This is a genomic window from Actinoplanes sp. NBRC 103695, from assembly GCF_030269485.1.
GTDB lineage: Bacteria > Actinomycetota > Actinomycetes > Mycobacteriales > Micromonosporaceae > Actinoplanes.
Map to the genome: position 1 here is coordinate 101,480 of NZ_BSTL01000010.1, position 21,735 is coordinate 123,214.

18 protein-coding genes and 2 tRNA genes are annotated in these 21,735 nt (G+C 71.5%); 9 read left to right on the plus strand and 11 right to left on the minus strand.

Annotation, left to right across the window (positions count from 1 at the left end):
• The first annotated feature begins 24 nt into the window (after positions 1–24).
• A complete protein-coding gene (locus QSK31_RS19200; protein WP_285685524.1) occupies positions 25–453 on the plus strand; it encodes an anthrone oxygenase family protein in 429 nt (142 codons plus the stop codon).
• Positions 454–621: 168 nt separating this feature from the next.
• Here QSK31_RS19200 and QSK31_RS19205 read toward each other — a convergent pair whose 3' ends face one another.
• From QSK31_RS19205 to QSK31_RS19215, 3 genes are all read right to left on the minus strand, one after another.
• On the minus strand, positions 622–1,044 hold the full coding sequence (locus tag QSK31_RS19205; protein WP_285685526.1) for a hypothetical protein: 423 nt from the start codon (positions 1,042–1,044) through the stop codon (positions 622–624).
• Entirely contained in the window at positions 1,041–1,892 is an 852-nt protein-coding gene (locus QSK31_RS19210) for a serine/threonine-protein kinase (protein ID WP_285685528.1), read from the minus strand. The genes QSK31_RS19205 and QSK31_RS19210 overlap by 4 nt, the downstream gene beginning before the upstream one ends.
• Positions 1,893–2,081: 189 nt before the next feature.
• Positions 2,082–3,824 (minus strand): ABC transporter ATP-binding protein, encoded by a 1,743-nt coding sequence (locus QSK31_RS19215; protein WP_285685530.1) that lies wholly within the window; start codon positions 3,822–3,824, stop codon positions 2,082–2,084.
• A gap of 102 nt (positions 3,825–3,926) precedes the next feature.
• On the opposite strand from QSK31_RS19215, the gene QSK31_RS19220 reads away from it, so the two are divergent.
• The 3 genes from QSK31_RS19220 (at position 3,927) to QSK31_RS19230 (ending at position 6,796) form a co-directional block, all read left to right on the plus strand.
• Complete coding sequence (locus tag QSK31_RS19220; protein ID WP_285685531.1) at positions 3,927–5,288, plus strand: sensor histidine kinase; 1,362 nt, start codon at positions 3,927–3,929, stop codon at positions 5,286–5,288.
• A complete protein-coding gene (locus QSK31_RS19225; protein WP_285685532.1) occupies positions 5,212–5,871 on the plus strand; it encodes a response regulator in 660 nt (219 codons plus the stop codon). Before QSK31_RS19220 ends, QSK31_RS19225 begins: the two co-directional genes overlap by 77 nt.
• Positions 5,872–6,028: 157 nt before the next feature.
• Positions 6,029–6,796: a hypothetical protein gene (locus QSK31_RS19230; RefSeq protein ID WP_285685533.1), complete on the plus strand. Its 768-nt coding sequence runs from the start codon at positions 6,029–6,031 to the stop codon at positions 6,794–6,796.
• Here the strand turns inward: QSK31_RS19230 and QSK31_RS19235 are convergent, their stop codons facing one another.
• The 3 genes from QSK31_RS19235 to QSK31_RS19245 form a co-directional block, all read right to left on the minus strand.
• Positions 6,797–8,221: an FAD-dependent oxidoreductase gene (locus QSK31_RS19235; protein ID WP_285685536.1), complete on the minus strand. Its 1,425-nt coding sequence runs from the start codon at positions 8,219–8,221 to the stop codon at positions 6,797–6,799. It abuts the gene before it with no gap.
• Between the two features lie 226 nt (positions 8,222–8,447).
• The gene (locus QSK31_RS19240; protein ID WP_285685538.1) at positions 8,448–9,185 is read right to left on the minus strand and encodes a dienelactone hydrolase family protein; all 738 of its coding nucleotides are present in this window, start codon (positions 9,183–9,185) and stop codon (positions 8,448–8,450) included.
• A 353-nt stretch (positions 9,186–9,538) separates the two neighbouring features.
• Positions 9,539–11,389, minus strand: coding sequence for an L-lactate permease (locus QSK31_RS19245; RefSeq protein ID WP_285685539.1), 1,851 nt, complete (start codon positions 11,387–11,389; stop codon positions 9,539–9,541).
• Between the two features lie 346 nt (positions 11,390–11,735).
• Here QSK31_RS19245 and QSK31_RS19250 point away from each other — a divergent pair, with 346 nt between their 5' ends.
• The 3 genes from QSK31_RS19250 to QSK31_RS19260 are packed head-to-tail and all read left to right on the plus strand — an operon-like array spanning position 11,736 to position 16,151.
• The gene (locus QSK31_RS19250; protein WP_285685540.1) at positions 11,736–12,422 is read left to right on the plus strand and encodes a hypothetical protein; all 687 of its coding nucleotides are present in this window, start codon (positions 11,736–11,738) and stop codon (positions 12,420–12,422) included.
• Positions 12,423–12,444: 22 nt separating this feature from the next.
• Positions 12,445–15,681, plus strand: coding sequence for an eCIS core domain-containing protein (locus QSK31_RS19255; RefSeq protein WP_285685541.1), 3,237 nt, complete (start codon positions 12,445–12,447; stop codon positions 15,679–15,681).
• Positions 15,678–16,151, plus strand: coding sequence for a hypothetical protein (locus QSK31_RS19260; protein WP_285685542.1), 474 nt, complete (start codon positions 15,678–15,680; stop codon positions 16,149–16,151). The genes QSK31_RS19255 and QSK31_RS19260 overlap by 4 nt, the downstream gene beginning before the upstream one ends.
• A gap of 9 nt (positions 16,152–16,160) precedes the next feature.
• Here the strand turns inward: QSK31_RS19260 and QSK31_RS19265 are convergent, their stop codons facing one another.
• The 4 genes from QSK31_RS19265 to QSK31_RS19280 all read right to left on the minus strand — a co-directional run bounded on the left by QSK31_RS19265 (position 16,161) and on the right by QSK31_RS19280 (position 19,042).
• Positions 16,161–17,132, minus strand: coding sequence for an asparaginase (locus tag QSK31_RS19265; RefSeq protein WP_285685543.1), 972 nt, complete (start codon positions 17,130–17,132; stop codon positions 16,161–16,163).
• Between the two features lie 103 nt (positions 17,133–17,235).
• Entirely contained in the window at positions 17,236–18,831 is a 1,596-nt protein-coding gene (locus tag QSK31_RS19270) for a S8 family serine peptidase (protein ID WP_285685544.1), read from the minus strand.
• Positions 18,832–18,882: 51 nt separating this feature from the next.
• Positions 18,883–18,955: transfer RNA gene (locus QSK31_RS19275), tRNA-Arg, on the minus strand.
• Positions 18,956–18,969: 14 nt separating this feature from the next.
• Positions 18,970–19,042 (minus strand) — tRNA-Glu (locus QSK31_RS19280).
• Positions 19,043–19,448: 406 nt separating this feature from the next.
• Here QSK31_RS19280 and QSK31_RS19285 point away from each other — a divergent pair.
• Positions 19,449–20,651 (plus strand): sensor histidine kinase, encoded by a 1,203-nt coding sequence (locus tag QSK31_RS19285; RefSeq protein WP_285685545.1) that lies wholly within the window; start codon positions 19,449–19,451, stop codon positions 20,649–20,651.
• Entirely contained in the window at positions 20,639–21,295 is a 657-nt protein-coding gene (locus tag QSK31_RS19290) for a response regulator transcription factor (RefSeq protein ID WP_285685546.1), read from the plus strand. Before QSK31_RS19285 ends, QSK31_RS19290 begins: the two co-directional genes overlap by 13 nt.
• Here QSK31_RS19290 and QSK31_RS19295 read toward each other — a convergent pair.
• Entirely contained in the window at positions 21,285–21,710 is a 426-nt protein-coding gene (locus tag QSK31_RS19295; RefSeq protein ID WP_285685547.1) for a hypothetical protein, read from the minus strand. The two genes, QSK31_RS19290 and QSK31_RS19295, sit on opposite strands and share 11 nt — an antisense overlap.
• Between the last annotated feature and the right edge of the window lie 25 nt (positions 21,711–21,735).

The window sequence follows — 21,735 nt, forward strand, 5'->3', positions numbered from 1 at the left end:
ACTTTTTAGGCAGAGGAGCCGACGATGGCCGTGCTGCAAGTGCTGAGTGTGGTGCTCGCCGGCCTCCTGGCGGGCGAGGAACTGATCGTCCGCTGGGGCGTACAGCCGGCCCTGCGCACCCTGGGCGACCGGGCGCACGTCGAGGCCCGGGTGGCGCTGGTGCGCACGCTGCGGATCGCCGTCCCGATGCTCATGCTGCCGACGGTCATCGCCGCGGCCGCCGTCCTGATCACCGACGCGACCACCGTCCGCTGGGCCGGTGCGGCGCTGCTGGCCGCGTTCCTGCTCTTCTCGTTCCTCGGCACCGTCCCGATCAACATGAAGGTCATCGACTGGCACGCCGACAACCCACCCGCGGACTGGCGCGCAACCGTCCGCCGCTGGGAGCGCATCGACGTCTTCCGCTCATCCGCCGCGGTGCTGGCGTTCATCTGCTTCGCCATCGCCGCCTGAGCCGTTCCTACCCGGACGCGCGTCGCCGTGCGCTGACATGGAGCTAGGGGCCCGATGGTGAAATCCGCCGGGCGTGGTCTTTCGAGCTGACACCACCTGTTGTGACCGGACGATTGTCACTGCTGGCGGCGCCGGGCGATTGTCACTGCTGGCGGCGCCGGGCGACTGTCACTGCCAGCGGCGCCTGGGGGAGATGTGCGTCGCCGGGCGTGGGGTGGGGGCCGGAGCCGGCTCGGGCAGGACCATTCCGGCGCGGGTGAGGGCCGCGGCGGTCACCGGGTCGTCGCGGAGGCGGTCGAGCAGCTGCGTCGCCTGGACCGTGGCGCCGGCGTGGAAGCCGGCCAGCTCGGCCATCGCGGCGCGCAGCTCGCGGCTGAACGTCAGCGGCCTGTCGCCGGGCGGCGTCAGCTGCGGGTACGCCTGCCGGACCGCCGTGACCAGCGCGGGGAACGGCGACGCCCAGTCCGCCGCCAGGGCGAGCACCAGGTGCGCGGGCCGGACCTCGTCGTGCGCCAGCCAGGTGGCCCAGTCGCCGGACGACGCGAGCGCCTCGTGCACCTCGGGGGTGAAGTGCTCCAACATGGTGATCATCGGCCGGAGTAGGGCCGCACCCAGCCCGGCCAGGGACGTTCGTCCTCGTCGAGAGTGGCACCGAGCAACGCCAGCGCCCCCTCGGTGGTCGGGCGGCTGGACGGGTCCGTCTCGCACAGGCGGGAGATCACGTCGGCCATCCCGTCGAGCGTCGGCGGCAGGGCGGCGGTCCGGGAGCCGGTCAGCGCCTCGCGCAACGTCACGCCCAAGGCGTACACATCCATCCGGGGTGTGATCGGCTCGCACGCCTCCATCTCCGGCGGCGCGTAACCCTGCGTGCCCACCGGGCGGCCCGCCGGCTGCTTGGCGCCGATCTGACGTGCCGAGCCGAAGTCGATGAGGATCGGGCGGCCGTCGCGGAGCACGATGTTCTCCGGCTTCACGTCGACGTGCGCGACCCCGTGCTGATGCAGCGCACGCAGCCCGCTGAGCACCTGGATGCCGAGCAGCGCGACATCCGCCGCCCCGAGCGGACCGGTCTCGTCGATCTCGTCGGCGAGCGTCGGACCGTCCACATACTCGAGAGCCGCGTACGGGATCTCCTCGCCGATGCCGTCCTCGTAGAGCCGCGGCAGCACGGGGTGCGGGTTGTCGCCCAGCGCGGCCACCTCGCGGGCCAGCGACCGGGCCGCCCGCGGGTTGCCCACCTGGTGCGGGCGGGGCAGCTTGAGAACCGCCGGCCCCCAGAGCCGCGGCGACCAGACCAGCCAGGTCTCGCAGCGCACGCCGACGGCCAGCCGTTCCCACGCGCGGAAGCTGCCGGGCATCGGCGCGCCCTCGGCGAACGACCAGATCGGCTCGCCGTCCTCGTCGTCGAGTGGCGTGGCCGGCACGAGTTCGTCAATCATGCGGGTCTCCTCGAATGGTCGGAGACCCGCCCGGATGTTCGGTGAGGCAACCGGGCGGGTCTCCGCTTCACTGCCGACGGACGCCGGAATTACGTCCGTCCGCCGCGGACCCCCGGAATGAGGGCCGCGAACGTTCTTCAGCCGCGCGTGCGGGTGCGGGTCCGCGTGCGGGTGCGGGTGCGGGTCTGCTTACGTCCACCGCGGTGCTGCAGCGGCGACTGGATGCGACGACCAGCCATGGTGATCACCTCCTCCCCGGGCGACGAGGGTGGAGTCGACGGAGGTCTGCTGGAGGGTCACGACCCGGTCGGCGATGGCCGCCAGGTCGAGATCATGGGTGACGAGCAGGACCGTTCGCTCGGCCGTGGCGGAGCGGATGGACCGCATGATCTCCGCGGCGGACGCCGGGTCCAGTGAGGCGGTCGGCTCGTCCAGCAGGACCAGGGGCGCGTTCGACACGGCGGCGCGGGCGATCGCCACCCGGCGGCGTTGACCGCCGGACAGGCGTACCCCCGCCTCTCCCAACGGGGTGTCGTAGCCGAGCGGCAACGTCTGTGCGAACTCGTCGACCAGGGCGGCGCGACCGGCGGCGAGCACGTCGGCGCGGGTGGCGGTGGCCGACCCGAACGCGATGTTCTCGGCCAGGGTGCCGTCCAGCAACCACGGATCCTGCGGCACGAACGCGATCCGCTCGCGCAGGCTGAGCTGCCGGATGGCCCGCACGTCCACGCCGTCGACCAGCACGGCGCCGGCCTCGACGTCGTAGAGGCGAAGCAGCAGGTGCAGTACCGTGCTCTTGCCGGCGCCACTAGGCCCGATCAGCGCGACCGTCTCACCGGCGCCCACCCGCAGGTCGAAGTCGTGCAGCACGGGCCGTTCCCGGTCGTAGCCGAAGCCCACGCGCTCGAAGCGCACCCCGTGGCGGAGCAGGGGAGCGGGCCCGGCGCCGGGAGTTTCGGGTACGGCGTCCGTGCTGTCCAGCACCTCGGCCACCCGAGCCGCGCTCGCACCGGCTTTCGCCAGCGTGGTGGACAGCCGGGTCAGGGCACGCACCGGCGAGTAGAGGTGCCGCAGGTAGGCGATGACCACCAGCAGCCCGCCGGTGCTCAACCGGCCGGCCAGCACCTCCCGGCCGCCGACCAGCAGCACCAGGCCGGCGCCGACGGCGAGCACCACGTCGGCCAGCGGCGTCCATCTCGCGGCGGTGCCGATGGCGCGCAGCTCGGCGTCGAGCAGGGCACGGTTGCGGGCGTTGAACGAGCGGGATGCACGGTCGGTGCGGCCGAACGCCTGCACCGCGCGTACGTTGCGCAGAAGGTCGGTGGTTGTCGCCGCCAGCTTGCCGGACTGTGCCCGGGCCTCCGCCTGGTTGGCCCGCACCTTGCGCCGTTGCCGCACCGCGAGCACCGCGAGCACCGGCAGCACCGCGAGCCCCACCAGGGCGAGGCCCGGGTCGAAGAGCACCAGGATGACGAGGACGGCGACCAGCATGATCAGGTCGGGCACGAGGGTCTCGACCAGCGCCACGACGGCGTCCAGGATCCGCCCGACGTCGGTGGTGAGCCGGGAGACGAGCTCGCCGCTGCGCAGCCGGTCGTGCCAGCGCAGCGAGCGGGCCACCGCGTGGTCGAAGACCTGCGTCCGCATCCGGGCGCCGATCCGCTCGGCCGCCCGCTCCACCGCCATCACCCCGGCCATGTCCAGCAGGCCGGCCACCCCGCTCAGGGCGACCGTGGCGAGCGCGGCCAGCGCGAGGAAGAGCAGTCGCGGATGCTCGGCGCCGATCACGTGATCGACGGCGAACGCCAGCGGCCAGGGGCGGGCCAGCGTGACACCCACCTGGAGGACGTTGAGCCCGGCCCCGGCCGCCAGCGACGACGCCTCGGCCCGGACGGCGGGCCTGGCGACGGTGACGGCGAGCGGTGCTGGCATGCCGAGAACTGTCGTCCGGGAGGGGTCGCATCCGCTATTGCACTTTGGTCCTATGACCGTGGTCCGACGCGGAACGGCGTCCCGCTGCCTACGCTTTTCCCCATGACCTCAACCGTCGGGCTGGTCGCCCGGTTCACCGCGGTCGGCGTGGCCGTGCTGGCCGGGCTGGCGGCGCTGCTCGCTGTGGCCGCCCGGCAGGCCGGCGTCGAGCAGGCCACCGAGTCGGCGAGCGAGGTCGCGTTCGTGACCGCCAAGGGTGTGGTGGAGCCCCGGCTCGACGAGGCGCTGATCGACGGCGACCCGGCCGCCCGGGCGGCGTTCGACCGGGCCATGCGGCAGTACGTGCTGGCCGGCTCGCTGGTCCGGGTGAAGCTCTGGGACGAGTCCGGCCGGGTCATCTACTCCGACCAGCCCGGGCTCGACGGCACCCGGTGGGAGCTCGAGGAGGAGGAGCTCGAGGCCCTGCGGGAGCTGCGCAGCGACTCCGAGGTGAGCGACCTGTCCCGGCCGGAGAACAGGTTCGAGGCCCGCTACGGCAAGCTGCTCGAGGTCTACGTCGGCGTCCGAGCGGTGACCGGCGAGCACCTGCTGTTCGAGGTCTACTTCCGGTACGACGCGGTGGACCAGGCCGGTCAGGCGGCGTGGCACAAGTTCGCGCCGATCGCACTGGGTGCGCTGCTCGCGCTGCAGCTCGTGCAGATCCCGCTGGCCTGGTCGCTGGCCCGGCGGGTGCAACGCCAGCGCGGCGAGCGGGAACGGCTGCTGCGGCATGCGGTCGACGCGTCCGACGCCGAGCGCCGGCGGATCGCGGGCGAGCTGCACGACGGGGTGGTGCAGCAGCTCACCGGCATCACCTACGCGCTGGACGCGGCCCGGCTCGGCAAACCGGACGAGACCCAGCGGGCCGAGGTGATCAGCCAGGCGGCGACCGATCTGCGTACGGGCATCGGCCAGTTGCGGTCGCTGCTGGTCGACATCTATCCGCCGAACCTCGACGAGGAGGGCCTCTCCTCGGCGCTGGCCGAGCTCGCGGCCGGGCTGGAGCGCGCGGGCGTGCGGGTCTCCCTCGATGTCACGGACACCGAGCACCTCACGCCGGTCACGGCCGGCCTGCTCTTCCGCACCACACAGGAGGCCCTGCGAAACGTCACCGCGCACAGCGGGGCTTCGCAGGTCGACATCAAGGTCACCGAAGAAGGAGGAATGGTTCGTCTCGTGATAGATGATGACGGACGAGGGTTCGACGGCGACCTCTTCGCCGAACGGGCCGAGGGTGGACATTTCGGGTTGCGTGCGTTGAGCGACCTGATCTCCGGCGCGCAGGGCAGACTGGTCATCCGGTCTGCCGCGGCGGCCGGGACCAGGGTGGAAGCGGAGGTGCCGGTCCATGATCCGGGTGCTGATCGTCGACGATCACGCCGTCGTCCGGCGGGGGTTGGCGCAGCTCCTGGAGACGACCGATGACCTGCGGCTGGCCGGTGAGGCCTCGAACGGCGAGGACGCCATCACCCTGGCGGCGTCGCTCAACCCCGACGTGGTGCTGATGGACCTGTCCATGCCGAAGATGGACGGGGTCAAGGCGATCGGCGTGATCGTGACCGCCAACCCGGACGCCCACGTGCTCGTGCTGACCTCGTTCAGCGACCAGCAGCGGATCCTCGACGCGCTGCAGGCCGGCGCCGAGGGCTACCTGCTCAAGCACGCCGAGCCGGAGACCATCCTGTCCGGCATCCGGGAGGTGGTGGCCGGTGGGTCGCCGCTCGACCCGAAGGCCGCCCGGGTGTTGCTCACCAGTCGCCGTGCGCCGCGTACGGCACTGACGTTGACCAGCCGTGAGCGCGAGGTGCTGCTGCTGGTCGGCGAGGGCCTTCCGAACAAGTTGATCGCCCGCCGGCTCGGCATCAGCGAGCGGACCGTCAAGGCCCATCTGACCAGCATCTTTCAGCAGCTCGGGGTCACCGACCGGACCCAGGCGGCGCTGTGGGCGCAGCGGCAGGCCGAGGTACTAGGACCAACGGACAATGGCGCCGCGGACGCAGAAGGTTGAAGATCGGAGTGTGGAGAATGTCCGGATGGCCACGCCCGATGCGCGGAACCGGCGGGGCCCCGATTCTCGGGACCGCCCGGTAGCGCCCGATGCGCGCGACCGGCCGGTGGGGCCTGATGCGCGGAACCGGCGGGGCCCCGATGCGCGGGAGCGCCCGGTGCCCGATGCGCGGGACCGCCCGGTAGCGCCCGATGCGCGGGACCGCCCGGTAGCGCCCGATGCGCGGGAGCGCCCGGCGCCCGAGGCGCGCGACCGGCCGGTGGGGCCCGATGTGCGTAACCGGCCGGTCGTGCTCGACACCGGGCCGCTGAGGTCGGGCGATCGACGCCGCCGCGGGCGCGCAGCGCGGGCGGTGCTCGGGATGGCCATCGCCGCGGTGCTCGCCGCCGGGGCGGTCGCCGCCGGTGGCTGGAGCATCATGACGGCGGCCAGCGGGAGCCCGCGGGCCGATGGGCCGTCACCGCTCTGGTACACGCCACCGGCCGAGGTCACGCCGGCCGCCCCCGCCAAGCCGGAGGCTGCTCCCACCACGCCGGTCAAGCCGGAGCCGGCTCGCGCCGACGTGGCAGCGACCGCGCCCAAGCCGAACGGATCGCCCGACCGGTCATCGGGTGGCGGCGCGGCCCGCGAGGCCGGTGACGACGGCGGCACGGGCCGCGGCCCTTCGCCGAGGTCCGCCACCAACCCGACCCCGACCAAGACCTCCGGCGGAACGGGCAGCGGCAACAAGGGCAAGGGCGGCGACGGCGACGGCGAGCAGTCCGACGACAACGGCGGCTCTGGCAAGGGCAAGTCTGGCACCGGCAAGTCCGGCGAGGGCAAGTCCGGCACCGGCAAGTCCGGCGAGGGCAAGTCCGGCGAGGGCAAGTCCAGCGAGGACAAGCCCGGCGAGGACAAGCCCGGCAAGAGCAATGACGACGACTAGTCAGCCGCGAGTGCTGGCCGCCAGCGCCCGGAACACAACCCCCGGCCGCGACAACTCACTCGGATGAGCGAGCATCGTCGTCACCCGGGCGACAATTCCGTTGATCTCGTTGTCGCGCATGGAGGCCTTGAACACCAGCCCGCTGGCCCACTGGATGAACTTGTAGCCGCGCGGATAAGGCCCGTCCACGTGCGGCAGCGCCAGGTCGGACAGGGTGGACACCTGCCAGGCGGCGTCCACGACGACCCGGACGTCGGCGAAGTAGGACAGGGCCGGCTTCGACAGGTCGGGGTTGCCGCGCAGGTATTCCGACAGGCAACTCGCGTGCAGCATCGCCGACGTCATGCCCTGGCCGTAGACCGGGTTGAACGAGGCCACGGCGTCACCCGCGGCGATCAGCCGGGCCGGGAAGCGATCCAGCCGGTGGTAGTCGCGGCGGCGGCTGTCGGCCTGGTGGTAGGTGATGACGTCGCTGGTCCGCTCGGCGGTGGTGGCGACGTGGCCGAACTCGGACGGGAAGTCGTCGGTGCAGCGCCGCTCGTAGTCCGCCGGGTCTCGGCTGGGACGGTCGTCGTTGTAGCCGGCGACCAGCATCGTCCAGCGGTCGCCCTCGACCGGTGTGAACCCGGCGATCCGCGCCACCTTGCCCGGCCCCGGGTTGTCGATCGAGATCGTCGTCCACACCTCGGCGTCGGCCGGGCGGCGGTAGAACGCGGTGGCGTAGTTGAGCTTGATGCCCATCCGCTGCATCGGCGGGCGCGGGAACCCGTACCCCTCGACCCAATCACCGAGCCGGCTGGAGCGACCAGTGCCGTCGGCGACGAAGTCCGCCGGCTCCTCGACCGCCTCGTCGGCGCCGGCCGGCACGTAGCGCACGCCGGTCACCGCACCGTCCGTGATGGTCAGTCCGTCGACCCGGCCGTGCAGGCTGCGCACGTTCGGCAGGGCCAGCACGCGGTGCCGCAGCAGCGCCTCGAGGAACGGCCGGCTGGAGATCAACCCCTGCATGTCCTGCCCGAACGGCGGGTCCTGCCGCAGCTCACCGTCGATGTAGAACCGTCCCGCGGTCGGCGGCGGGTTGACCGCGCCGGCCGCCAGCGCCGCGTCCACGAATCCCGGGAACCAGCGCTCCAGCTGAATCTGCCCCGACGGCAGCAGCGCGTGCACCTGGCTGCCCTGCGGCACACCGGGCCGCGGCCCGACGGCGCCCACCGGATCCTTCGCGATCTCCTCGTCGGGCACATCCAGCGCCGCGAGATCGTCCCGCTCGACGATCAGCACCTCGCGGGCGTGGTCGCTGAGCACCCGCGCCGCCATCAGCCCCGCGACACTCCCGCCGAGCACGATGGCCCGCTCGAACAGCACCCGCTGCCCACTGGGCGCCGCGGACGACGTGATGGCCGCAAACCGCTGAGCTGCCGACATGACCCCGACCCCCGTAGAACATGAAAGATGCTTCGCGCCCAACGATAGCCATAGATGCCCCGATCCCGCCCACTCCGACGTGCGAAAAGATCAAAACCGTCTATGCGTACGCCGACGTAAGACCCGGCGTGACACACCCGCCGGGCCGTCGTAGGTCACCGTCCGTGCCCCACCGCCGGGTTGTCCCGGGTGGTCCCCCGTGGGGCCGACGTGTTCGCGCAACGGCTCAGACGGTCGTCAGATGCCGGTCGAAGAACCGCACAGTGTCGTCCCACTCGACGGCCGGCACCTCGCCGTGCCCGCCCGGGTTGGCATGCAGCGACTTGTCGACCGACCCCAGCGCGTCGAACAACCCGAGGCTCGCGTCCCGCGGCACCCGCTCGTCGTCCCACTGCACCAGAAACCGCACCGGCACACCGATCCGCCCGGCCGCTTCACCCGACGCGTAGCCCCCGCCGTGCCCCAGCACAGCCGCCCGCACCCGGGGCTCCGCCGCAACGAACGGAACCCCGAGCCCACAGCCCAGCGAAATGCCCCAGTAGCCGACAGGTCCCGCCCCGACATGATCGAGCCGCTGCACCGCGTCGAGGACCGCCCGCCACTCCGGCACGGTCTGCTCGGCCACAAGCGCCTGGAACCGGGCCATCAGCGGCGCCGGTTCCGCCCCCGCGGCGACGCGCACCTGATTCTCAGTGGCGATGCGGTCATACCGTTCGTCCACCGGCCGCCCACCGTGCCCGGGCACGTCAACCGCCACCACGGCGAAGCCGCACTCCCGGACGAGCCGCCGGGCCGGTTCGGCGATGTCCGGGTCCAACTTGTGCCGCCCACCACCGTGTCCCATCAGGACAAGCGGCCGAGCCCCCGTCGCGTCAGAAGGTGTCCAGAGCACGCCGGGAATGTCACCCAGGGCAAGGAGCCGTTCAGAGACGCCGTCGACCGCCGTCTCGGAAAGAAAGCGCATAGCAAGAAGCCTTTCGAGGTGCCTGCCGCGGGCACTCCCTAAGCGATGCGGGGAAGGGAGTCCCGACCTGTCATAGCGTTGATCGGTCTCACCTCCTCAGTTCGCGCACACTTGCACAGCGGCGCCGAACTTATCACGCGAGCGTCACACCTCGTTGTCGTCAAGCACAAACACCTCGATCAGTACATCGGAGCGAAGAGGGAGCCGACTGCTTCACGGCTGACGACGTCCGGTTCTCTTTCGAGGAGTTCGTCGAGGCTGTTCCACCGATCGAGCGGATCGGTGACGCCTGCATGCGGATGGTGAACGAAGGAACTCTCCTGAGGCTGAGGGAAGGTGTCTACTCCTCTGAGTCAGGGGACCATCCAGCTCAGGACCGGGGTGCCCTGGAGCGTCACCAGGATGCACATGACCAGCAGGAGCAGCAGGCTCCAGCCGACCACGCGGCGGAAGATGTCGCCCTCTCGGCCGGCCATGCCCACCGCTGAGGCGGCGATCGCCAGGTTCTGCGGGCTGATCATCTTGCCGAGGACGCCGCCTGAGGAGTTGGCCGCGGCCAGCAGGACCGGATCCAAGCCTGCCTTGGCAGCCGTCTGCACCTGCAGGGCGCCGAACAGCGCGTTGGCCGAGGTGTCGGAACCCGTTACGGCCACGCCGATCCAGCCGAGGATCGAGGACAGGAAGACGAACAGGCCGCCGGTCTGCGCCAGGAACTCGCCGAGCGTGTTGGTCTGGCCGGACTGGTTGAGGACGTAGGCCAGGGCCAGGACGGCCATCACGGTGACGATCGCGTGGCGGAGCTCCACGTAGGTGCGGCCGTAGGCGCGGACCGCCTCGCGAGGGCGGACCCGCAGGACGACGGCGGTGATGAGGCCGGCCAGGATCATCAGGGTCCCGGCGGCGGGCAGCCAGCCGAACGCGAACGTGGTCGAGGACAGCGGTTTGCCGGCGGCGTTGAGGACGTCCAGCCCGGGCCAGGGGAAGCTCACGGTCCACGGGGCCTTCGCGAGCGCCGCCTTGATCGGCCCGATGCTGATGATCGAGAAAATCACGATGATGATGAGGTACGGAGCGTAAGCGCGCGCGACCTCGACGGGAGCATCTCGCTGAGTCACCGTGCCCACAGCCGACCCCGACGAGGGCGAGGTGGATGGCGCGGATGGCGCCGAGGAGGGCGCGGAGGACGGCGAGGAGAGCGCGGAGGGCGGCGAGGAAGGCGCGGAGGGCGGCGAGGAAGGCGCGGAGGGCGGCGAGGAAGGCGCGGAGGGCGGCGAGGAAGGCGCGGAGGGCGTCGAGGAGACGCCGGCCGGGGAAGGCGCGGCCGAAGACGGCGGCTCCTTGAGATCAGGCGACTCGACCGGGCGCCACACCCGCAGGAGCAGGATCACCGCCGCGGCCGCGGCCAGTGACGCGATGATGTCGGTGAGCGGGACCGAGATGTAGTTCGAGGCGACGAACTGGCCCAGGGCGAAGACCACCCCGGCGACGAGGGCGGCCGGCCAGGTCTGGCGTACGCCTCGTCTGCCGTCGATGACCAGCACCAGCACCAGCGGGACCACCACCGCGAGCAGCGGGGTCTGCCGGCCGACCATCGCGCCGAGCGTGTCGGCGTTGAGCCGCGGGTCGTCGCCGGCGCCGGCGGCGACCGTGCCCAGCGTGGTGATCGGGGTGGCGAGGGCGCCGAAGGCAACGGGCGCCGTGTTGGCGATCAGCGCCACCGCCGCGGCCCGCAGGGGCGGGAAGCCGAGCGCCATCAGCATGACGACGGTGACCGCGACGGGCGTGCCGAAGCCGGCCAGTGCCTCCAGCAGCGCGCCGAAGCAGAAGGCGACGATGACGGCCTGGATGCGCATGTCGGGGCTGACCCGTTCCATGGAGCGGCGCAGCACGTCGAAGTGGCCGCTGACCACGGTCAGGTTGTAGACCCAGATGGCGTTGACGACGATCCACAGGATCGGGAAGAACCCGAACGCGGCGCCCTCGGTGGCCGAGAGCAGGGCGGTGCCGACCGGCATGGCGTACACCGCGATCGCCACGATCAGGGCGACTGCCAGCGAGATGACCCCGGCCAGCCAGGCCCGGACCCGTAGGGCTCCGAGCAGGACGAACAGGGTGAGCAGAGGCAGCACCGCGAAGATCGCGGAGAGGGCGACGGAGTCGCCCACCGGGTCGGTAACGATCTTGAACGGGTCCATGGCAACCATCCAGATCCAGAGCCGTCGATCTCTTGGCCTGAACCTAATAGCTGCGCCGTACCACCGCATCCGCACCATCCGCCCAGCGGAACAAGGGCGAGCGGCACGTAAAAGGACCGGCGCCCACGGGGGAAGGCGCCGGTCCTGGAACTGGACGTTACTCCACTGGCAGATGAGTTGTCGATACCGGAAACGATGTACCCACGGGTAACCGGATACCCGACACAGTGGAGCGGCCGAGGAGCGGCCGAGGAGCGGCCGAGGAGCGGCCGAGGAGCGGCTGAAAGGATCTGGGAACCAACCGACCGCGGCGTCGTTGTGACAGGGGACGGGCCGACCCTCGGGAGACAAAGCGGTGAGTGAGAACCTGATCGACGAACGCGTGAAGCGGCTTCTGGCCGCGGTGTCCGCGGACGGCAAGACCTCCGAACACCCGGTGGTCTCGGCGGGAGTGAAACCCAACCAGGCGCTGCAGGTGCTGACCATGGCGCAGCGCACCGCCGAACAGCACGTGGCGGACGCGAACCGGGACGCCGCCAAGATCCGCGAGGCGGCTCAGCAGGCCGCGGACAAGGCCGGCCGGGAGGCGCAGGAGCACGCCGACAAGGCGCGCCGGGACGCCGAGAAGGCGATGGCCGACTCGCGTACGGCGACCGACCAGGCCAACCGGGACGCGCAGAAGGCGGTGGACGAGGCCCGCCGGCAGGCCGACAAGATCGTGCAGGAGGCGCGCACCAAGGCCACGGCGATCACCAGCGACGCGCGCGGTGAGGCCCAGCAGCTCGGCGCGCGGGCGCAGCAACGGTACGACGACTTCGTCGGCGGCCTGAGCGCCAAGCGGGAGGCCCTCCAGCAGCAGATCGAGGCGCTGGAGACGTTCGACCGGGAGTACCGGGCCCGGCTGATGTCCTTCATGCAGGCCCAGCTCAGGGCGCTGTGGGTGGACGAGCCGCAGGTCGAGGAGACGCCCGGCGCGCAGGCGGCCATCGAGCAGAAGAAGGACGACGAATCGGCCGAAGGACAGGCCTCGGGAGAGCGTTGACACCACCCCTAGCGTGGTGGGCATGGAGAGAGGCGCGGCACCCGACGCCGAGCACGCGCCGCCTCAGCGGTCGCCGGTCGAGGACACGCCGCGGCACACCCAGCCCGCCACGCCGGGGCTGCTCACCGCCGGGAACAGGGCCGTCGGGGCGCTGCTGCGCCGCGCCGAGTCCGGTGACGACAGCGAGTCGCTGCTGGCGCTGTTGCGTGACGGTGGCGGCGCGCCGTTGCCGGACGCGCCGCGGGCCTCCTTCGAGCAGGCTCTGGATCACCCGCTGGGTCACGTACGGGTGCACGACGGCGCCGCCGACGACGCGGCCGCACGGTCGGTGGGTGCGGATGCGTTCACGGTCGGCAGCCACGTCTACTTCCGGTCCGGTCAGTACGCGCCGGGCACCCCGGACGGCGACCGCAAGCTGAGCCACGAGCTGATCCACGTCGTCCAGCACGACGAGGGCCGGGTGGACGGCCGGCAGCACCGGGACGCCGCCGTGTCGTCGCCGACGGATCCGTTGGAGCGGGAGGCCTACGCGGCCGAGACCGGCGTGGCGGCCGACGCGGCGGCGGCGTCGACGGCCGACGCGACTCCGATCACCGCGCCGACAACGATGCCGATGGGGGAGACAGCGGGCGAGAAGCCGGACGATCAGGTCCTCCCGCCGGTACCGCGGCAAGAGCCGAGGGTCCCAGAGGGCGCGCCGCTGCCAGGGTCGACGGTGCGTGACACACCGATGGTCCAACCGAAAACTCCTGAAATATCGGTCACCGTGCAGGATGCGCCGGCGCCGCCGTCGATCGAGGCTCCGACGGCCACCACTGACGTCGGGGCTGAGCTGGCCGCCGCCTTCGACGAGCAGATCCAGGCGGTCGGTGCGAGCGTCGCCGCCGGCTTGGCCGCCGTCGCCGAGGCCGCAGCCCGGGAACGGACCGCGATCATCACCGCGGCCGACGCCCACCGGCAGCGCCTGGCCGCCGCGCACGACAAGGCCCGGACGGACGCGATCGCGCACGTCGACGGGCTCAAGGCGCAGGCACTGGGCGCCGCCGAGACCGAGGCCGCACGCGCGATCGCGGGTAGCGAGGAGCGCGCCGCGGCGATCCTGGCCGAGGGCCGCGGCGTGGGTGGTTCGGGGGAGCCGCCGTCCGCCGAGGCGCAGGTCAAGGCGGCGAGCAGGATCGCCGACCGGGCCGCCGACCAGGTCCGCCAGACCGGCGCGAAGCTTGCCTCGATGGTCCGGCAGGAGGCCGCCCACCACGTCGCGACCAACTACGACCCGATGCTGCGCGACTTCCTGACCAAGGTGGAGGAGTCGCGCCCCGCGTCGGAGCAGTCCATCGCCGCGTTCGTGCAGACCGCCCTGGCCAGGGTCGACCAGACCGCGGCGGAGGCAACACAGGCCCTGCGGACCGTGGGCGAGCACGCAACCGCGTCTCTGACCAGGGAGAAGGCGACCGCGGTGGCCGAGGCCGACCTGCTGGACGGCGAGGAAGGGTCGGCCGGCCACGCCGCGGAACGGCGTACCGAAATCGAAGCAAGCGGAGCGCGATTCGCCGCAGCCGCGCAGGCAGGGGCGGACAGCGCGGTCCAGGCGATGGCCGCGATCACCGAGAGCATGACCCGAGGTTTGGCCGAGACCGACGCCGAGGCCACGCTCGCGCGCGGCGCCGAGGAATTCCGCTCCGGGCTGCGGACCGTGCACGACAAGGCGCTGCGCGGCTTCGCGCGGCTGGTCGACGACGGCCTGGCCGGTGAGGACTCGCTGCTGGCCAGGGCGCGCGCCGAACTCGCCACGGTGCCCGGCCGGGTGGACGCCAAGTACGCCGGGCTGAAGGGCCAGGCCGCGAGCACCCCGATCCAGCGCGGCATCTGGTCGTCGATCACCGGCTGGGTCTCCGACCTGCACGACAGCGCGAAGAAGTGGTTCGCCGACACGTTCGGCGACTGGCTCGGCGGGCTGCTCCTCGGCATCCTCGAGGGACTGATCATGGTCGGCGTCGGGCTGCTGGTCGGCTGGGCGGTCGGTGCGGTGGTCGGCTTCTTCATCGCCGCTGCCGAGGTCGCCGCGATCGTCACCCTGGCGATCATGGTGGTGGCCGGCGTCGGGCTGAACATCTACAACCGGTTCCAGGAGTTCTACGCCGACAACCCGGGCCAGGACGCCGGGTTCTGGCGCGGCCTGGGCCTGGTCGGGCTGGGCGTCGCCGACCTGACCGGCATCCCGTTCATCGTCGAGGGAGTGGTCGGGCAGCGCGCGTTCGGTGCCGAGATGGACCGCTTCGAGGCGAACGAGCGCCTCGGCATGGGCCTGGTGTTCTTCGGCGCCACGCTGGTCTCGGCGAAGAACTTCCTGCGCGCGAAGCCGAAGGTGGTGGACGGGCCGGCCGCCCGCCCCGAGCCGCGGGCCAACCCGAGCAAGGTCGCGCCGGCCGGGCTGACGGCGAAGCTGGAGGCGATCCGCGCCGGGCTGTCCGACCCGCGGGCGATCGAGCAGTTCGACGGCATGTTCGGGGCGCTCAAGGGCGACGCGGCCAAGCTGGAACGGATCCTCGACGGGTTCGCCAAGAAGGGCCCGATCGAGGAACGCCTGATCAAGGACTGGGAGGCGAAGAACCCGGTACCCGAACCGCCGCGCGGCGACGCCCTCGACCAGGTGCCCGAGCTCAAGGCGCGGGCCCAGGCGTTGCTCGACGAGATGGTCGCGTTCCGCGAGGCGCACCCGGAGATCCCCGGCATGGCCGAGCGGATCAAGGCGCTCGAGGCGGAGATCGAGGGGCTCAACCGGATGCTGGACGGCCGGGTCGAGGCGTCACCCGAACAGGTGACCAGCAAACGGTCGAATTCCGATGGCATCCGGGACGAGTTCGCCGAGGCTCGCGAGGCTTCCGGGCTGACCGGGGTGAGCCGGAAGTTCCCGCTGGACGGGCGGCCGGACGCGGTCGAGGTGGACGTGGTGTCGGACGGCGGCCGCACCTGGACCGACGTGAAGTCGACCGAGCCGTTCACCACCGAGAGCAACGCGTGGACCGGCAAGGAGGGCCATCAGGGGCTCCGGGTGCAGGCCGAGGAGATGCTCCGGGCCGCGCAGCAGAGCCCGGTGGGTGCCGCGGCCCCGAAGGTGCGGTTCAAGTTCACCAAGGGCGTGACCCGAGACGTACGGGCGGCGCTGGAGGCGATGGGCGTCGAGGTGGCGGGCCCGACCGTCGAGCCCGTACCGGTGCCGCTCCAGGCACCCGATCGTGACAAGGACAAGCAGCGTTGACCGACAAGCATCTGGCCGCCGCGTTCTACCTGAGGTCCGGCCGGCCTCTCGAGGAACTGCTGGCAGCCGCGGGCGCGACCGACATCGACCCGCCGATGTGCCGCTGGGCCGGCATGACCTGCCGCGCCTACCTCCACGAGACCATGCTGGTGCTCACGTTCTTCCGCGACTTCGACGAGAACGCCCTGGTCGAGGCGTTCGAGCGGGCGTGCGAGGCACTCGAACCGGACGCCGCCCTGGTGGTCACGCACCCGGACGAGGCCGACGTGGACGCGCTGCGCCGGATCGCCGGGCAGGTCGCCGAGGCGGACGCGACGGCGCTGGCGGCCCGCCGGTTCGGTCTGCTCTACGTCAGCGACAAGCTGGCCGACTATCAGACCGGCGGCTGGATCGGCGCCGGTCGCGAGGTGATCCCCACGGTCGGCGGACAACTCATCTTCGGCGGCGAGGGTGCCCACCGCCTGTCCTGACGGCCGGGTTCAACCCATCAGCGCGAAGATGTTGTCCAGTTCCTCGCGGGCGACGCCGGAGGCCAGGGCGACGTGGAGCAGGAGGCGGGACTTGAACGGATCCAGGTGCCCGGCCGGGATCAGGCGCCGCCCGATCAGGTCACTCTCCGAGCCCGGGAACGCGTACGTGCTGACCGCGGTCGACCCGGCGCCCGTCCGCGACGCGAGCACCACCGGGATCCGCCGCGCCGCCGCCTCCAGATGCGGCACCCAGCTCTCCGCCACGTGACCCACGCCGAACGCCGCGACCACCAGCCCGTCCAGCCGCTCGGCGAACGCCGCCAGCAGATCGCCGTCGTCACCGAGCGAGGCGTGATAGATCCCGACCCGCGGTTCGCGTGCCGGCGCCGGCAGGGTGAGCCGTCGCGGTGGTTTGTTCATGAGGTACGCCCGCCGCTCGGTCACGTAACCCAGCGGTCCTCCGGTCGGCGACGTGAAGGCGGACACGCTGGAGCTGTGCGCCTTGCGTACCCGGCTCGCGGCATGGATCTCGTCCGACATGACGACCAGGCAGCCCAGCTCGCGCGCCTCCGGGCTGGCCGCGGTGACGAGCGCCGCGAGCAGGTTGCCCGGCCCGTCCGCGCCCGCCAGCGACGGGTTGCGCATCGCGCCGGTGACGACGATCGGCTCCGGCCGCCGGTGCAGCAGATCCAACAGGTACGAGGTCTCCTCGATGGTGTCGGTGCCCTGCATGACGACGACCCCTTCGGCCCCGGCGTCCAGGTGTTGCTCGATCGCCTCGAGCGTGCCGACGACATCCGCGATGGACAGCGATGCCCCGGGCAACTGCAGCCGGCTCTCGATGACGATGTCCAGTCCGAGCCCGCTGAGCCCGGGAATCGCCGCGACCAGCTGCTCGGCGGACAACGCCGGTATGGCCCCGCCCTCCGGTGGCCCGGTCATCGCGATCGTCCCGCCCAGCCCGATCACCGCAACCCGCATGAAACCCCTCCTCCGCCGGTCCGTCCAGTCCATCCCGGACCGCGTGCCGCCGCAACACAGGGGCCCCGGCCTCAGGCCGGGGCCCACAATGCCGGTGCGGCCGTTACCGGACCGCTCGGTAGGCGTCCACGATGCCGTTGCCGTAGAAGCCGTTGAACTCCGTCGTCCCCTCACATGCCGGAGTGGCGGCGGGGCAGGGGCGTTCCGCGGCGCTGGTGATGAGCTTGCGCTCCACCGCGTTCGGCTTCATCGTCTTGCCGCCGTGCTCCCCGTCGAACTCGCCGAACCGGCTGGCGATCAGCGCCGCCACCCCGGCCGCGTGCGGCGAAGCCATCGAGGTGCCCTGCAGGTACGTGTAGTAGCCGCACACGCCGGCCTTGGTGCACGACTTGAACACCGAGTCGGCACGCGCCGGAACCACGTTGCCGTCCGCGTCCACCCAGCCCCGGGACTGCAGCACGTTCTTCGGGAAGGTGGACAGGATCTCGTTGGTGATGCTGGCCGACGAGCCGTCGGTGAAGGCGCCGCCGGGCGCGGCCACCGAGATCTGCTCGACGCCGTAGTTCGAGAAGTACGAACGGTTCCCGGACGGACCGACCGCCGAGACGCCGATCACGTGCGGGCCCTCGACCGGCAGATCCCAGCAGGTGTCGTTGTCGATCGTCCGCGGGTAGCTGACGCCCTCCGGGTAGTCCGGGCTGGACCTGTCCACCGGCGGCTTGCCGAGGTCCTGGTTGGCGTTGCCGAGCGCGGCGAAGAGGGTGACGCCGTTGTTGTGGGCGTAGTTGAGGGCGCGGCGCATGCCGGCGATGATGGCCCGCTGTTCGGCCTGCTGCTCCGGCGAGTCGGCCGGGTTGGCGCGGCAGTCGTAGAGCCACGGGTCCACGTAGAACGACATGTTGACCACGTCGATGCCGGCGTCGCCCGCGTACACCAGGGCGTTGACCACCGGCTCGAGGAAGAAGTAGCCGGAGTCCTGCCCGCCCTTGAGCTCGACCAGGGTGACGTTCGGGGCGACACCGGAGACACCGACGCCGTTGGCCGCGGCGCCGATCGTCCCGGCGACGTGGGTGCCGTGACCGCCGTCGTCGGTGCCGACCGGGTCGAGGCAGCCCGCCACCTCGCACGGACCGTCGATGTCGGTCATGTCCGGGGCGAAGTTGCGGCTGAGGCGCTGGCTGAAGTGCGGGGCGAGATCGGGGTTGGACGCGTCCAGGCCGGTGTCCAGCACACCGACGGTGACGCCACGGTCACCCGACTCGATGGCGTGCGCCTGGTCGGCGTGGATCATCTCGAGACCCCAGAGCTTGTCGTCCAGGGGGTCGGCCTTCAGGCCCGCGTTCTGCTTGTTGCTGCCGATCGGACCCTGGTGGGGCTGTTCCAGCTTGGGGGTGCTCGGCGCGTACCCCATGGCCTTCTTCTGGGTGACGCCGATGAGCTGGGCGTCGGCGGTGGCCTTCGACCTGAAGTCGCCCCTGCCCGACTTCACGGTGTACATGCCGGCGGCGTCGTTGCGGGCGACGACTGATCCGCCGGCGCCCTGGATGGCGGCGATCGCGGCGGCCGGTGCGACGCCGTCCTCGGCGACAACGACGTACTCGATCGGGGTGGCTGCGGTGGCGGGACTCGTCGATGCGGCGAGGAAGGATGCCAGGCCCGTCGCGGTGGCGACGGCGGCGGCGGTGAGCTGTCTTCTCATCCGTCCATGAGATCGAGAAGCATCGAACCCCGCAAGACCGTTCCTGTTACGTGCCCCGAGCAGGATTCGAACCTGCGACCCCCTGATCCGTAATCAGGTGCGCTATCCACTGCGCCATCAGGGCTTGTTTTTCTTGCGTAGGCCGTACCGGGATCGAACCGGTGATCTCCTGATGGAGAGTCAGGCGAGCGTCCCGCTGCTCCAACGGCCCATTAATAAAAGGGCATGCCAATAGCAATGAATGGGAAAAGAAAAAACCGCCTCTCCCGTACGGGAGTGAGGCGGCCGAACGGCTGCTGATCAGCCTCGACGTCGCCCCGGAGTGGATCGCACGGGCGTCTCAACGCGCAGCGTCGGCCGCTGCTCGCTGGTCCGTCGTTCCCGTGTCATCGAAAGCTCCCTGCTCGGTTATTGGCGACTGAAAGGAGAATAGAACCGGCCCGATGTGAATGGCAAGCCCGATTTCAGGGTCCGGGCCGGGCGCCCCCCTCAGAGCCCCGGCCCGGATGCCCAGAACGCTACGAACTCCGGGGCGACGGATCGATCCCGCTGACTACCGAGGGAAAGTACAGCCTGCTGTACTCCGTCCGGGGCGGGCGCAGGGCAGGATTGCGGTCATGTCCCTGCACGTGTCGCGTCGCGTCCGGGCCGCCGTGTACGCGCTGGAGCACCTGGTCCTCGGCATCGGCACGGCGGTTCTCGCGCTCACCTCCGTACTCTGGACCATCCTTGCCCTGATCCCCGCGCCGCAACTCGCGCTGCCGGCCGTGCGCCTCGCCGCCGATCGCGAGCGTTCCCGCCTCTCCCGCATGGGGCCGGAGATCGCCGGGCCCAACCCCCTGCCGCAAGGCAGATGGACCTGGGTACGCGACTCCGCGGTGCGCCGCGAGCTCGCCTGGACGCTCGTCCACGCCACCGTCGGCTTCGTGCTCGGGCTGATCGGGCTGACCCTTCCGCTGTACGCCCTGCAGAGCCTCACGTTCCCGCTGTGGTTCTGGCTCATGAACCCGGAGGACGGTGGCCCGGGCATCGCGATCTGGCGGATGGACGGGCCGCTGGAGATCTTCGCCGTCTTCCTGCTCGGGCTGCTCTGGGTGCTCGCCGTGATCTTCCTCGGCCCGCTGCTGGCGAAGGCGCAGGCCTGGCCCGGGCGCCTGCTGCTGACGCGCACCGACGCCGACACGTCCGTACGCATCGCGCACCTGACCGCCACCCGCGCCGCCGCCCTCGACGCCCACGCCATGGAGCTGCGCCGCATCGAACGGTCCCTGCACGACGGCACCCAGAACCGCCTGGTCGCCGTGAACATGCTGATCGGCGCCGCCCGGCGGGCCATGACCAGGGATCCGGCCGCCGCCGAGGCCGCGCTGGACCGGGCGCAGGAGGCAACCGAGCAGGCGCTGGCGGAACTGCGTACGGTGGTCCGCGGCATCCTGCCGCCGGTGCTGACCGACCGCGGGCTGCCCGGCGCGCTGGCCGGCCTGGCCACCAACAGCGCCGTGCCCACCCAGCTCGACGTCTCGCCCGAGGCCCGCGCCCCCGCCTCGGTGGAGGCGACCGCCTACTACGTTGTCGCGGAGGCGCTCACCAACGTGACCAAACACAGTGGGGCCTCCCGGGCCACGGTCGGTGTGCGGCGCGACGGCGACCGGCTGGTGCTGCGGATCGAGGACGACGGGCACGGCGGCGCCGACGAGAACAGCGGCTCGGGCCTGACCGGCATCCGCCGGCGGATCGAGGCGTACGACGGGAAGATGATCCTGACCAGCCCACCGGGTGGGCCGACGAGATTGCTGGTGGAGCTGCCGTGCGGATCGTGATCGCCGAGGACGACCCCCTGCTGCGGGAGGGACTCGCCGCGCTGCTGCGGGCCGAGTCGCTGGACGTGGTTGCCACCACCGACAATCCCGTCTCCTTCCTGGAGGCGATCGACGAGCACGCCCCGGACATCGCGATCGTCGACGTGCGGATGCCGCCGACCCACACCGACGAGGGCATCCGCGCGGCGGTGGAGGCGCGGCGCCGGCAGCCCGGGCTGGCGGTTCTGGTGCTCTCGGCGTACGTGGAACAGGCTTTTGCCACTGATCTTCTCGCCGGGGGTGCGGTGCGCCTGGGCTACATGCTGAAGGAGCGGGTCGGCCGGGTCGAGGAGTTCCTGCGGGCGTTGCAGCGGGTCGCCGACGGTGGCACGGCGATCGACCCGGAGGTGGTCGGCCAGCTGCTGGCGCGTCCGCGGCAGGACGACGCGCTGGAAAGGCTCAGCCCGCGGGAGCTCGACGTGCTCGCGCTGATGGCCGAGGGGCTGGGCAACACCGCGATCGCCGAGCGGCTCTTCGTCACCGAGGGCGCGGTGCACAAGCACATCCGCAGCATCTTCGCGAAGCTCGACCTGTCGCCCGACGACCGCGCGGACCGCCGGGTCACGGCGGTCCTGCGCTACCTGGACAACCCGGTCAGCCGGTGACGTCGTACACCAGGTCGTAGACCGCGTCGCCGTCGTCGAACGTGACCTTGCGGTCCGACACCGCGTCGCAGGCGATGACGATGCGGTCGACGGTCACGTTCAGCGGCGACTTGTCCAGCACCAGCCGCACCTCCAGCCCGTCGGAGCCGAAACCGGCGGCCGGATGGCCGAACGACGCCGCGGTCCGGGTGTCGCCGAGCTCGAACTCGACGCCGTCCCCGCCCGACGGGAACCAGCGCTGCTCCACCTGCAGCCAGACGAAGTCCGTCTGCCGGCCGTTGTCCTTGTCGAGGTTGCGCGCCTTCAGCGACGTCATGGAGAAGTCGCAGGTGTCGGCGGCCGCGGCCGGAGCGGCGGTGCCGACGATCGCGGCGGCCGCCACGACGAGGCCGAGCAGCGTACGGGTGATCTTCATGGGTGGTTCCTTTCGCTCGATGTGA